The sequence below is a fragment of the Novosphingobium sp. genome (assembly GCF_040398825.1).
Classification (GTDB): domain Bacteria; phylum Pseudomonadota; class Alphaproteobacteria; order Sphingomonadales; family Sphingomonadaceae; genus Novosphingobium.
On the sequence record NZ_JBBATI010000046.1, the window covers coordinates 1 to 12675 of the forward strand.

11 protein-coding genes are annotated in these 12675 nt (G+C 62.4%); 3 read left to right on the plus strand and 8 right to left on the minus strand.

Annotation, left to right across the window (positions count from 1 at the left end; genetic code table 11):
• Positions 1-74: 74 nt before the first annotated feature.
• From ABWP89_RS16820 to ABWP89_RS16840, 5 genes are all read right to left on the minus strand, one after another.
• Complete coding sequence (locus ABWP89_RS16820; RefSeq protein WP_353230758.1) at positions 75-374, minus strand: GIY-YIG nuclease family protein; 300 nt, start codon at positions 372-374, stop codon at positions 75-77.
• A gap of 73 nt (positions 375-447) precedes the next feature.
• On the minus strand, positions 448-1101 hold the full coding sequence (locus ABWP89_RS16825) for a DUF2059 domain-containing protein (protein ID WP_353230759.1): 654 nt from the start codon (positions 1099-1101) through the stop codon (positions 448-450).
• A 93-nt stretch (positions 1102-1194) separates the two neighbouring features.
• Positions 1195-3207, minus strand: a complete 2013-nt coding sequence (gene rpoD / locus ABWP89_RS16830) for an RNA polymerase sigma factor RpoD (protein ID WP_353230760.1) — start codon at positions 3205-3207, stop codon at positions 1195-1197.
• Positions 3208-3313: 106 nt separating this feature from the next.
• Entirely contained in the window at positions 3314-5263 is a 1950-nt protein-coding gene (gene dnaG, locus ABWP89_RS16835) for a DNA primase (RefSeq protein WP_353230761.1), read from the minus strand.
• A gap of 25 nt (positions 5264-5288) precedes the next feature.
• A complete protein-coding gene (locus ABWP89_RS16840; protein WP_353230763.1) occupies positions 5289-5744 on the minus strand; it encodes a GatB/YqeY domain-containing protein in 456 nt (151 codons plus the stop codon).
• A 232-nt stretch (positions 5745-5976) separates the two neighbouring features.
• On the opposite strand from ABWP89_RS16840, the gene carA reads away from it, so the two are divergent.
• The gene (gene carA, locus ABWP89_RS16845) at positions 5977-7146 is read left to right on the plus strand and encodes a glutamine-hydrolyzing carbamoyl-phosphate synthase small subunit (protein ID WP_353230764.1); all 1170 of its coding nucleotides are present in this window, start codon (positions 5977-5979) and stop codon (positions 7144-7146) included.
• A 143-nt stretch (positions 7147-7289) separates the two neighbouring features.
• On the opposite strand, the gene ABWP89_RS16850 is transcribed toward carA, so the two are convergent.
• On the minus strand, positions 7290-7640 hold the full coding sequence (locus ABWP89_RS16850; protein WP_353230765.1) for an endonuclease domain-containing protein: 351 nt from the start codon (positions 7638-7640) through the stop codon (positions 7290-7292).
• A gap of 186 nt (positions 7641-7826) precedes the next feature.
• Between ABWP89_RS16850 and carB the strand changes: the two genes are divergently transcribed.
• Entirely contained in the window at positions 7827-11141 is a 3315-nt protein-coding gene (carB, locus tag ABWP89_RS16855) for a carbamoyl-phosphate synthase large subunit (protein WP_353230767.1), read from the plus strand.
• 144 nt (positions 11142-11285) lie between these two features.
• Entirely contained in the window at positions 11286-11759 is a 474-nt protein-coding gene (gene greA / locus ABWP89_RS16860; RefSeq protein ID WP_353230768.1) for a transcription elongation factor GreA, read from the plus strand.
• 75 nt (positions 11760-11834) lie between these two features.
• Here greA and ABWP89_RS16865 read toward each other — a convergent pair whose 3' ends face one another.
• Positions 11835-12056 carry a DUF4170 domain-containing protein gene (locus ABWP89_RS16865; RefSeq protein WP_353230769.1) on the minus strand — a complete coding sequence of 74 codons (222 nt, stop codon included), beginning with the start codon at positions 12054-12056 and terminating at the stop codon, positions 11835-11837.
• 145 nt (positions 12057-12201) lie between these two features.
• Positions 12202-12672 carry a hypothetical protein gene (locus ABWP89_RS16870; RefSeq protein WP_353230770.1) on the minus strand — a complete coding sequence of 157 codons (471 nt, stop codon included), beginning with the start codon at positions 12670-12672 and terminating at the stop codon, positions 12202-12204.
• Positions 12673-12675: the final 3 nt, after the last annotated feature.

Consider the following 12675-nt stretch of genomic DNA (forward strand, 5'->3'; position numbering starts at 1 on the left):
CGTACATGTGTTCGCCTTGACTCCGGTCTGTACAGCGTGACCCGGGGTCCCGCTTCCTTGGGCGCAAAGCTCGATCAAATCAGCGAGTCATAGAGATCAAGCCAGTCCGGATTGCCCCGTTCGACCAGTTCAAACTTCCACTCCCGCCGCCATCGCTTCACCCGCTTTTCTTGGGCGATGCACGCCTCGATCAATTCGCCTCGCTCTGCCCAGACCAAATTCCGCAGACCATAGCGAACGCAGAAATCAGACCCTGTCCCCTGTCGATGTTGAAACACGCGCTTGGCCAAGTCCGCTGTCACGCCGACATACATGGTCCCGCGATAGCGGTCCGCCATGATATAAACCCAGCCGCGAGATTGTTCGTTTTCCATCAGGCAATCTGAAGAACAGCGGGACCCCGGGTCAAGCCCGGGGCGACGAAAAAGAAGCGGAGGTGTGTTGGCCTTAGCTGCCCTTGGACCGGTTGATCTTCCTGGCCAGTTCGGGGTGATCCTTCAGGTACGCATCGATTTTAGGCACGAGGGACCTGACCGCCGGTGTGGTCAGAACGCCGACTTGCGACATAAGTTTCGTCATAAAGGCTTGGACGTCGGGGTCCTGCATAAATTCCGAGGCGCGGCTGAGATATTTGGTTCCAGCGGGCGTCTGCCCGAACGCAAGGATCTGGAGCAGTTCATCATGTGTGAAATTGCGCGCATAGGCACGCGACATGGCGACGCTCATTTCTGGCATGGTGGCAATCAGATATTTGCGCGCCTCTTGCTCGACCTCGTGCATGGTATCGCCGACCAACTTGTTCAGTCCGGGATCATCGTGCGTGATCGCGCTGAATTCGCGCTGAGACCCGCGTGTAATCGCACCCATCATTCTCGAAACCATGGCGTTGGCATGTTCCGGCGGCAGCGCGATGGCGATGATTTGCCGGGCCAGCACGAGCTTGTCCGGGTCTATCGGCCCAGGGATAGCAACAGCTGCCTGTGCCTGGGCGAAGTCTTGGGGAACAGTGGCGCTGGCTGCTGGTGCTTGGGCTAGCGCGATGCCGCTGGATAGCAGAATGCCAATGCCGGTGCTTCCGATCCATTTCATGATATTGATCATCGAACAATTCCCGTGTGTTGCCTGATACAACAACGCGCCGGTGTTGCCACCGGCGCGTTGCAAAATCACATACTTAAACGGGTTAGCGCCGGCTTACTGGTCCAGAAACGACCGCATCTTGCGGCTGCGGCTGGGGTGTTTCAGCTTGCGCAGCGCCTTGGCTTCGATCTGGCGGATGCGTTCGCGGGTGACCGAGAATTGCTGGCCGACTTCTTCCAGCGTGTGATCGGTGTTCATGCCGATGCCGAACCGCATGCGCAGGACGCGTTCTTCGCGCGGGGTCAGGCTGGCCAGCACGCGGGTGACGGTTTCCTTCAGGTTGGACTGGATCGCGGCATCGACCGGGATGATCGCGTTCTTGTCCTCGATGAAATCGCCCAGGTGCGAATCCTCCTCGTCGCCGATCGGCGTTTCCAGGCTGATCGGCTCCTTGGCGATTTTCATCACCTTGCGCACTTTTTCCAGCGGCATCGACAGCCGCTCGGCCATTTCTTCGGGCGTCGGTTCGCGGCCCTGTTCGTGCAGGAATTGCCGGCTGGTGCGCACCAGTTTGTTGATCGTTTCGATCATGTGCACCGGGATACGGATGGTGCGCGCCTGATCGGCGATTGATCGCGTGATCGCCTGGCGAATCCACCACGTCGCATACGTCGAAAACTTGTAGCCGCGGCGGTATTCAAACTTGTCGACCGCCTTCATCAACCCGATGTTGCCTTCCTGGATCAGGTCGAGGAACTGCAAGCCGCGGTTGGTGTATTTCTTGGCGATGGAAATGACGAGGCGCAAGTTGGCCTCCACCATTTCCTTTTTGGCGATGCGCGCTTCGCGTTCGCCCTTTTGCACCATGTTGACGATGCGGCGGAATTCATTGAGCGACATGCCCGTGGCAGAGGCGATGTCGCTGATTTCGGTGCGGATGCGTTCCACCGGCACTGCTTCAATGCTGGCAAATGCCGCCCATTTCTTGTCGCGGTTGGCGACGCTGGGCAGCCAGCCTTCATCCAGTTCGCGCCCGACATAGCTGTCGAGGAAATCCTTGCGCGGCACCTTGTGGCGTTCGGCCAGGCGCAGCATCTGCCCGCCCAGCGTGGTCAGCCGGCGGTTGAAGGCATAAAGGTTGTCAACCAGGTATTCGATCTTGGTCGCATGGAACTGCACCGATTCCACCAGCGCGGTCAGCTCTTCACGCAGCTTGTGGTACTGGCCTTCCTTGGTCGCCGGAAAGGGGATGCCAAGGCCGATCGCATCCAGCCGTGCCGCCTGCAGTTTTTCAAACGCGCGGAACGACGTGGTGATTTCGGCAAACTTTTCCAGCGCGGACGGTTTCAGCGCCGCTTCCATCTGGGCGAGCGAAAGGGTGTTGTCCTCTTCCTCTTCCTCTTCGGCGCGGGGCGTGCGGCGTTCGCGCAGCTCGTCGTCCTCGTCCTCTTCGGCGGGCTCTTCCTCGGGTTCTTCTTCTTCCTTGAAGGTCGGCCCGGCGGTCGCCTCGGTAATTTCACCGTCGCCGCCGTCACCGTCTTCCGACAGGTTTTCGGGCGCCGGTTCCTTTGACAACATGGCGTCGAGGTCAAGGATTTCGCGCAGCTGCATTTCGCCGGCGTTCAGCGCTTCGGACCACTGGATGATCGCGTGAAAGGTGATCGGGCTTTCGCACAGGCCCAGGATCATCGTGTCGCGGCCAGCCTCGATACGCTTGGCGATGGCGATTTCGCCTTCGCGGCTGAGCAGTTCGACCGCGCCCATTTCGCGCAAGTACATGCGCACCGGGTCATCGGTGCGTTCAATGGTTTCCTTGCGCTTTTCGATCTGCGGGCGGTCGTCCATCCCGGCATCGGGCTCTTCGGCCTCGCGGTCTTCGGCCTCACGTTCTTCGGGGTCGACCGCGTCTTCATCGGTTTCGACGATGTTGACGCCCATTTCCGAAATGGCGGCCATGATGTCTTCGATCTGTTCGGAAGACATCTGGTCCTGCGGCAACGCCTCGTTCAGTTCATCATAGGTGATGATCCCGCGCCGCTTGGCCCGCGCCAGCAGTTTTTTGACTGAAGCGTCGTTGAGGTCGATCAGCGGAGCGTCGCCGCTGCCGGTGTTTTCATTCGATGCCATTGAACCCCATTACCGTTTGTTCGAGCTGCACCAGCGGGCCGGTTGGCGGCCCTGAGTGTTATGTTGCGTCATCCACCCCGGGGGGGCAGGCGGCGCGTCGCTATAATTATAACGCAGCACGAGCACGACCCATCTGCCCCAACCGCGCACGCAAAGCCAGCCTTCGTTGCACCAGGCGTTGCTGTTCGGCGAAACTTTGTTCGGTCAGGTCGTGCTGGGTATGCGCGTTGGCCTGTGCCAAAGCCAGTTCAACCAGCGGATATTCCACAAGAAGTTCTATTGCGTCGATCATTCCGACCGGATCGCCCCGGGCGATGAAATCATAGGGCATGCCGGCAAGATCGTCGGGGCCGGGCAAAACCAGACCCCGTTGCTGCAATCTGGTGACAAGTTTTGCGGATTCAAGGGCGCGCGTGCGCTCATCATCGGCTGCGGCGGCACTCGCATCATGATCGCTGGCCTGCGAATCGCCCGAATCACCCGATTCGGTGATCGATTCGGTGATCGATTCGAGCAGGCCTTCGATCAGGCCACCAGCCGTCAGGTCTGAATCGCCGATCTGCGCCAGGTGTTCGGCATGGCGCGCAATTAACCGCGGATCGGCAATCAGCCCCAGCAGCGCCGCGGCCAGCAATGGGCGCAACGTCTGATCGATCTGGCCGACCTTGCGCATCTGCGTCAGGTATTCGGGCGCCAGCGGTTGTTCGGGCGGCTGCCAGCGGCCATCCTTGCCCTTGCGTCCCCCGCGCGGCGGCATCGCCTGGCGCTGAAACGGCGGCCGTTCGCGCGCCGGATAGGCCAGCGCGCCAAACCGGTCGAGCAGATCGCGGCGATACAGCGCACGAATATCGGAGTTGCCGATGGTTTCGGTCGCGTCGATCAGCCGCGCCTTCAACCCGGCCTTGTCTTCGGGTGTGGCCAGCGGCGCCGAATCGCGCTCCACCTGCCACAGCGTTTCGATCAGCGATGCGCCGCCCTGCAGCAGCGCCTCCATCGCCGGTGGCCCGTCGCGCCGGATCACATCGTCGGGGTCCATCCCCGCCGGCAGCGTGACGATTGACAGGCTATGCCCCGGTTTCAGCAGGGGCAGCGCGCGCATGATCGCGCGGCGCGCGGCGCGTTGCCCGGCGGCGTCACCATCAAAACACAGCACCGGGCAGGGCACCACCTGCCACAACCGTTCGATCTGGTCTTCGGTCAGCGCGGTGCCCAGCGGCGCCACCGCCTCAACAATGCCCGCCGCCGCCAGCGCGACCACGTCCATATATCCTTCGACCACCACCATCCGCCCCGATTTGCGCGCGGGCGGCGCGGCGCGGTGCAGGTTGTACAGGGTGCGCCCTTTGTCGAACAACGGCGTGTCGGGCGAATTGAGGTATTTCGGCGCGTCAGTCTTTTCCGATGTCAGGATGCGCCCGCCAAACGCGATCACCCGCCCGCGCGCATCGTGGATCGGCAGCATCAGCCGCCCGCGAAACCGGTCATAGGGTTCGCGCTCCTCGACCGCGATCAGCAGCCCGGCCTCCACCAGTTGCGCATCGCCAAAACTGGCCAGCGCCGATTTCAGGGCCCCGCGTGAATCCGGCGCAAAGCCAAACCCGAATTCGGCAATGATCGCAGCGGGAAACCCGCGCGTGGCCAGATAGGCGCGCGCCGCCCCGCCCGCATCACCCGCCAGATTGCGCGCAAAGAAATCCTGCGCGGCGGCGGTGGTGTCGTGCAGCGTTTTTGCCGCCTCTGCACGTTGGGCCGCGCGCGGATCGGGGGCGGGCATGTCCATCCCCGCCAGCACCGCCAGATCCTTCACCGCATCCATGAACCCCAGGCCCTGATGATCGGTCATCCAGCGGATGGCATCGCCATGCGCGCCGCAGCCAAAGCAGTGGTAGAACCCCTTGTCATCGTTGATGGTGAAACTGGGTGATTTTTCGTTGTGAAACGGGCAGCACGCCTTGAATTCACGCCCCGCCTTTTGCACGCGCACCGTCCGCCCGATCAGCTGTGACAGGCTGACGCGGCTGCGCAATTCATCCAGCCATTGCGGGGTCAGACTCATCCGGGCAGTTCTACAGGAAAGGCGATCACGCCGACAGCGTCGCCTTTACCCGCGCGCTGGCGGTGGCCATGTCGACCTCGGTGCCGTGGCGGGCCTTCAGCGCGCCGACCACTTTGCCCATGTCCTTGATCCCGGTGGCGCCGGTTTCGGCGATGATCGCGGCGATGGCGGCGTTCAGCGCGTCATCATCCAGCCGCGCGGGCAGAAATTCCTCGATCACCAGCAATTCGGCCTGTTCGATCGCGGCCAGTTCGGGCCGCCCGCCCGCTTCATACAGCGTGATCGATTCGCGGCGCTGCTTCACCATCTTTTGCAGCACATCGACCACCAGTTGATCGTCATCGGGCACGGTGCTGGCCGTGCGCAGTTCGATATCGCGGTCTTTCACTTTGGCCAGGATCAGGCGCACCGCGGCCAGGCGCGGCTTGTCGCCGGCTTTCATGGCGGAAATCTGGGCGGCCTTGATGGTGTCGCGGATCATTATCGATGGTTTCCTGCGTGGTAGCGATGGCGCACAACCGGGCCGCCAGACGGCCCGGTTGTGCGCGATATGGGTGCCTGTTGAGCGTGATCGATGTCCTTAGGCGCAATTTCTGTTCACCGCTAGGTTGACGCTGTGCGTCCGTTCAGGGTTGACGCTGCGCTTCCCAGGGCTTAGCGGCCACGGCTTAGCAACATCGCCATATCCCCTGTCCAACGGAGCGCCCCAAACCATGGCCGACCCCGCAGTTTCGCACGCGCCCAAACCAGACGGCGCGACCGGGGTGCTTGTCCTGGCCGATGGCCACGTCGCCTGGGCGCGCGGATTTGGCGCGGTGGGCAATTGCGTGGGCGAAGTGTGCTTCAACACCGCGATGACCGGATATCAGGAGGTGATGACCGACCCCAGCTATGCCGGGCAGATCGTGACGTTCACCTTTCCCCACATCGGCAATGTCGGCACCAACAACGAAGATATGGAAAGCCACGGCGTCGCCGGTGCAGTCGGCTGCATCGTGCGCGAAGACGTGACCGAACCCGCCAATTTCCGCAGCGAAGGATCATTCCCGCGCTGGCTGGAACTGCAGGGCAAGATCGGCCTGGCCGGGATCGACACCCGCGCATTGACCCGCCGCATCCGTATGCTGGGCGCGCCCAACGCGGTGATCGCGCACGCGCCCGATGGCGTGTTCGATATTCCTGCATTGATCGACCGCGCACGCAACTGGCCCGGCCTTGAAGGCATGGACCTGGCGCGCAAGGTCAGCCGCGAAGCGCATGAGGCGTGGGAAGGGTCGATCTGGCAACTGGGGGCGGGCTTTACGCAAGCCGGCATCGGCACCCGCCCGCATGTGGTCGCGATCGATTACGGCGCAAAGGACAACATTTTCCGCAACCTGGTCGCCGCCGGCGCCGATGTGACGGTGGTGCCCGCCGAAACCCCGCTGGACCAAATCATGGCGCTGAACCCTGCCGGCGTGTTCCTGTCCAATGGCCCGGGCGATCCGGCAGCGACGGGCGAATACGCGGTTCCGGTGATCCAGGGGCTGCTGGCGGCAGATGTGCCGGTATTCGGCATTTGCCTCGGCCACCAGATGCTGGCGCTGGCCAGTGGCGCACGCACGATCAAGATGCACCAGGGCCACCGCGGCGCCAACCACCCGGTCAAGCGCATGGCCGACGGTGTGGTGGAAATCACGTCGATGAACCACGGTTTTGCAGTGGATGCGGCGACCCTGCCCGATGGCGTGGTGGAAACCCACGTATCGCTGTTCGACGGATCGAATTGCGGTATCGCGATTGCGGGCAAACGCGCGTTCGGCGTGCAGTACCACCCCGAGGCCAGCCCCGGCCCGCAGGACAGTTTTTACCTGTTTGAAAAATTCGTGGGGATGCTGGGTTGAGCAACCGCCCGGAACGCCACGTGTCCAAAAGCCCCTCCCCTCAGGGGAGGGGTTGGGGAGGGGTGTCCGACGCCCGCAATGGTGCGCGTCACTCGACCGGCGCACACCCCCACCCAACCCTCCCCCTGCAGGGGGAGGGCTTTTCAGGGGCGGTTTTGGGCGATGGCGAGTTCGTGCAGGATGGCTTGGATGACGCCGTCGGTGTTTTGCAGCACGTCGTTGTTCCAGAAACGGGTTACCCGGTAACCGTTGGCCTCGATCGCTTGGGTACGCAGGGCGTCGGCAGGGTTGTTGGCATGCTGGCCGCCGTCAATCTCGATCGCAAGCCGCGCGCTGCGACAGGCGAAATCGACGACATGATCACCGATGCGGCATTGGCGCGTGAAGGCCGCGCCCAACTGGCGGCTTTTCAATCGCGTCCACAACCGTTTTTCGGCGTCGGTCGGGTTGGCCCGCAACGCTTGCGCGATCTTCGTCAGGCGCGTGTCGATCATACCTTCGCCATCCTTTCTGGCCCCTCCCCTCAGGGGAGGGGTTGGGGAGGGGTGTCCTGCGCGCGAACTGTTGCACGCCCAATCGGCATCGCACACCCCCACCCAACCCTCCCCCTGAGGGGGAGGGCTTTTGGCGATCAATACGCGACCATATCCCATCCCCTTACCATGGCAGCATAACCCACCATGCCCAAACGCACTGACATCACCTCGATCCTGATCATCGGCGCCGGGCCGATCGTTATCGGCCAGGCCTGCGAATTCGATTATTCGGGGACGCAGGCGGTCAAGGCGTTGAAGGAAGAGGGTTATCGGATTGTCCTGGTCAATTCGAACCCCGCCACGATCATGACCGATCCGGACATGGCCGACGCCACCTATGTGGAGCCGATCACGCCCGAAATCGTCGCGAAGATCATCGCCAAGGAACGCCCCGACGCGCTGTTGCCGACCATGGGCGGGCAGACCGCGCTCAACACCGCGCTGGCGCTGTTTCATGACGGTACTTTGGAAAAATACGGCGTGACCATGATCGGCGCCGATGCCGAGGCGATCGACAAAGCCGAGGACCGCCAGAAATTCCGCCAGGCGATGGACAAGATCGGGCTGCAATCGGCCAAATCGGGCGTGGCGCATTCGGTTGAAGAAGCACTGGCGGTGCTGGAAACCACCGGCCTGCCATCCATCATCCGGCCGTCGTTCACGATGGGCGGCACCGGCGGCGGGATTGCCTACAACCGCGATGAATTCGTGCAGATCGTGCGCGGCGGGCTGGACGCATCGCCCACCACCGAAGTGCTGATCGAAGAATCGCTGCTGGGGTGGAAAGAATACGAGATGGAGGTTGTGCGTGATCGCAACGACAACTGCATCATCGTGTGTTCAATCGAAAATGTCGATCCGATGGGCGTGCACACCGGGGATTCGATCACCGTCGCCCCGGCGCTCACGCTGACCGACAAGGAATACCAGATCATGCGCAGCGCATCGCTGGCGGTGCTGCGCGAAATCGGCGTGGAAACCGGCGGATCGAATGTGCAATTTGCGGTCAATCCCAGGGATGGCCGCCTGATCGTGATCGAAATGAACCCGCGCGTGTCGCGGTCATCGGCGCTGGCGTCAAAGGCCACCGGCTTTCCCATTGCCAAAGTCGCGGCCAAGCTGGCGGTTGGCTATACGCTGGATGAAATCACCAACGATATCACCGGCGCCACCCCGGCCAGCTTTGAACCGAGCATCGATTACGTGGTGACGAAAATCCCGCGCTTTGCCTTTGAAAAGTTCAAGGGCGCCGAACCGCTGCTGAACACCGCGATGAAATCGGTGGGCGAAGTCATGGCGATCGGCCGCAATTTCAAGGAATCGGTGCAAAAAGCGCTGCGCGGCCTGGAAACCGGGCTCGACGGCTTCAACCGCGTCGAAGAGCTGGAGGGCGCCAGCCGTGACCAGATCAACGCCGCGCTGTCACGCGCCACGCCCGATCGCCTGCTGGTGATCGCGCAGGCCCTGCGCGAAGGGTTTACGGTGGCCGAGGTCCACACAGTGACCAAATACGAACCGTGGTTTCTGCGCCAGATTGCCGAATTGATCGCCGAAGAAGCGGTGGTGATGGATCAGGGATTGCCGCGCGATGCCGCTGGCCTGCGCCGGTTGAAAGCGATGGGCTTTTCCGACAGCCGGCTGGCCAAGCTGGCGGTGCGGTCGGTGCAGATGGCCGGCAATGCCAACATGGCCCGATCCGGCCTGGTGCACGACGTGGTGGAGGCAATGGCCGGCGCCACCAGCGAAGCCGAAGTGCGCGCACTGCGCCACAAACTGGGCGTCCGCCCGGTGTTCAAACGCATCGACAGCTGCGCCGCAGAATTTGAGGCGATCACGCCGTACATGTATTCGACCTATGAAGGCGGACTGTTCGAAGCGCCCGAAAACGAATCGATGCCGACCGACGCGCGCAAGATCGTGATCCTGGGCGGCGGGCCGAACCGCATCGGCCAGGGCATCGAATTCGATTATTGCTGCTGCCACGCCTGCTTCGCGCTCAACGATGCCGGGTATGAAACGATCATGATCAACTGCAACCCGGAAACCGTGTCGACCGATTACGACACGTCGGACCGGTTGTATTTTGAACCGTTGACCGCCGAAGACGTGCTGGAAATCCTGGATGTCGAACGGTCGAACGGGACGCTGGTGGGGGTAATCGTGCAGTTTGGCGGGCAGACCCCGCTGAAACTGGCGCAGGCCTTGCAGGATGCGGGCATTCCGATCCTGGGCACATCGCCGGATTCGATCGACCTGGCCGAGGACCGCGAACGCTTTTCCGCACTGGTGGAACAGCTTGGGCTGTTGCAGCCGGACAACGGCCTGGCGCGCAGCCGCGATGAAGCGGTCGCGGTGGCCGCGCGCATTGGTTATCCGGTGCTGATCCGCCCCAGCTATGTGTTGGGCGGGCGGGCGATGGAAATCGTCGACAGCCAGGCGCAGCTCGATGATTACATCGCCACCGCGGTCAAAGTGTCGGGGGATAGCCCGGTGCTGATCGACAAATATCTGCGCGATGCGATCGAATGCGACGTCGATGCGCTGGCCGATGGTGACCAGGTGGTGGTCGCCGGCGTGCTGCAACATATTGAAGAGGCCGGCATCCATTCGGGCGACAGCGCCTGCACCCTGCCGCCGTACAACCTGCCGCCCGCGATCATTGCCGAAATGGAACGGCAGACGGTGCTGCTGGCGCGCGGGCTGAATGTGCGCGGGCTGATGAACATCCAGTTCGCGGTGAAGGACGGGCTGGTCTATCTGATCGAGGTAAACCCGCGCGCCAGCCGCACCGTGCCGTTTGTGGCCAAGGCGATCGGCCAGCCAATCGCCAAATATGCCGCGCGGATCATGGCCGGGGAAAAGCTGGCCGATCTGCCGCCGATCCGCCGCGACATCGGCTATATGGCGGTAAAGGAAGCGGTGTTCCCGTTTGCGCGCTTCCCCGGGGTGGACCCGGTGCTGTCGCCCGAAATGAAATCGACCGGCGAAGTCATGGGCATCGACGCCAATTTTGCGATGGCCTTTGCCAAATCGCAGCTGGGCGCGGGCGCAGGCCTGCCCTCAGCCGGCAAACTGTTCGTTTCGGTCAAGGACAGTGATAAGCCGGTGATTGTGCCGGCGGTCAAATCGCTGATCCGGCTGGGGTTCGCGGTGGTCGCCACCGGCGGCACCGCGCGCTATCTGGAAAGCCAGGGCATCGCGGTCGAACATGTCAACAAGGTGGCAGAGGGCCGCCCGCACATCGTCGATCACATCATCGATGGCGAAATATCGCTGATTTTCAACACGACCGAAGGTTGGCAAAGCCACAAGGATTCACAATCGATCCGCAGGACTGCCTTAATCGGAAAAGTGTGCTATTTCACCACTGCAGCCGCATCGCTGGCCGCGGCCGAAGCGATTGAGGCACTGCGCAGTGCCGAACTTGATGTCCGGTCGCTGCAGGACTATTATAGCTAGGCTGTCACCGGGTTTTCCCGGCACAAGCGCCCAGTACAATCGGCTTGTCTGTTCGGGTTTACGCCCGGCAGGACGGTATTTTCCCACGACGGACTGACAGCGATTTTTGCTGAACCGTCGGCAATTGGACGAAAAGGAATACGGATGGCGACTGAAAAGCTGCCGATGCTGCAGGAAGGCTATGACATGATGCTTTCCGAGCTGAAAGCACTGCGCGAAGAACGCCCCAGGATCGTTGACGCGATCGAGGAAGCGCGCGCCCACGGCGATCTTTCGGAAAACGCGGAATACCACGCAGCCAAGGAACGCCAGGGCCAGGTCGAGGCATCGCTGGTTGATCTGGAGGACAAGCTCAGCCGCGCGCATATCATCGATCCCACCACGCTGTCGGGCGACCGCATCGTGTTTGGCGCGACCGTGACGCTGCACGATGATTCCGACAAACCGCTGCGGTACCAGATTGTCGGTCTGGCCGAGGCCGATGCCCGTCGCGGCCGGATCAGTTACAATTCGCCGCTGGGCCGCGCGCTGATCGGCCGCAAGGTGGAGGACGAGATCGAAGTGACCGTTCCGTCAGGCGACCGGTTCTATGTGGTCGAAAAGATCGAATTTATCTGATACGTCGCAAATGCTGTCAAAAAGGCGCCGGAACCAGTTGGTTTCCGGCGCCTTTTTGTTCGGTTTTGAGCGGTATCACACCGCTGGCAGATGCGGTTCCAGCAGGCGGTGCAGGTGGACGATGACATAGCGCATTTCGGCGTCATCCACTGTGCGCTGGGCGGCCGCCCGCCAGGCTTCTTCGGCGCTGGCATAGTTGGGGAACACCCCGACCATATCGACCGCGGTCAGATCGACAAATTCCAGGCCCTGCGGGTCCTTGACCCGTCCGCCCATGACCAGGTGAAGTTTCTGCATGGGGTGTCTTTCTTTCAGGATTGAGATCGCCTCAACCCCTGACAAATGCACCCGCGCAATTCAAGTGTGATGAACGCCCTTCTTGGGGTGTTTACGCAAGCCAAGCGGCCGGTGGGGCTGACCGCACCGGCCGCATACCTCAAAATCAGTGCTGTTTCAGCCGGTTGACCACCGTTTGCGATGCATCGCGCAGCGTGGTGATGGCGGCTTCGGCCAGGCCGTTCAGCTTGTGGCCGGCCTCGGCGCCGCTGTGGTTCAGCGTTTCTTCCATCCGCGCGGCGCCTTCGCGGCTGGCGGCGGCGGCGCGGGTGGCGAATTGCAGCGCCATTTCGGCGCCGATGCTGGCCAGCCGGGCGATCCGTGCGGCGGTGGCTTTGCTGATCTGTGCCGCGTCCTGCGCCGTGTCGTCAACCGCGCGTTCGACCTGTTTGCGGCGGGTCAGTGCGCCCGCGACCAGCGCGCCGATCAAAATTCCGCCGGCCACGCTGGCCACCGGGTGTTCATGCACGAATTCACGCGCGCGTTTGCCGGCGTCGGCGACACTTGCGGCCAGATCGGCGCTGCGTTTGCCCGCTTGTTCGATGCGGTCGGCCAGCGTGGTGTCATCCTGGGTCATGGT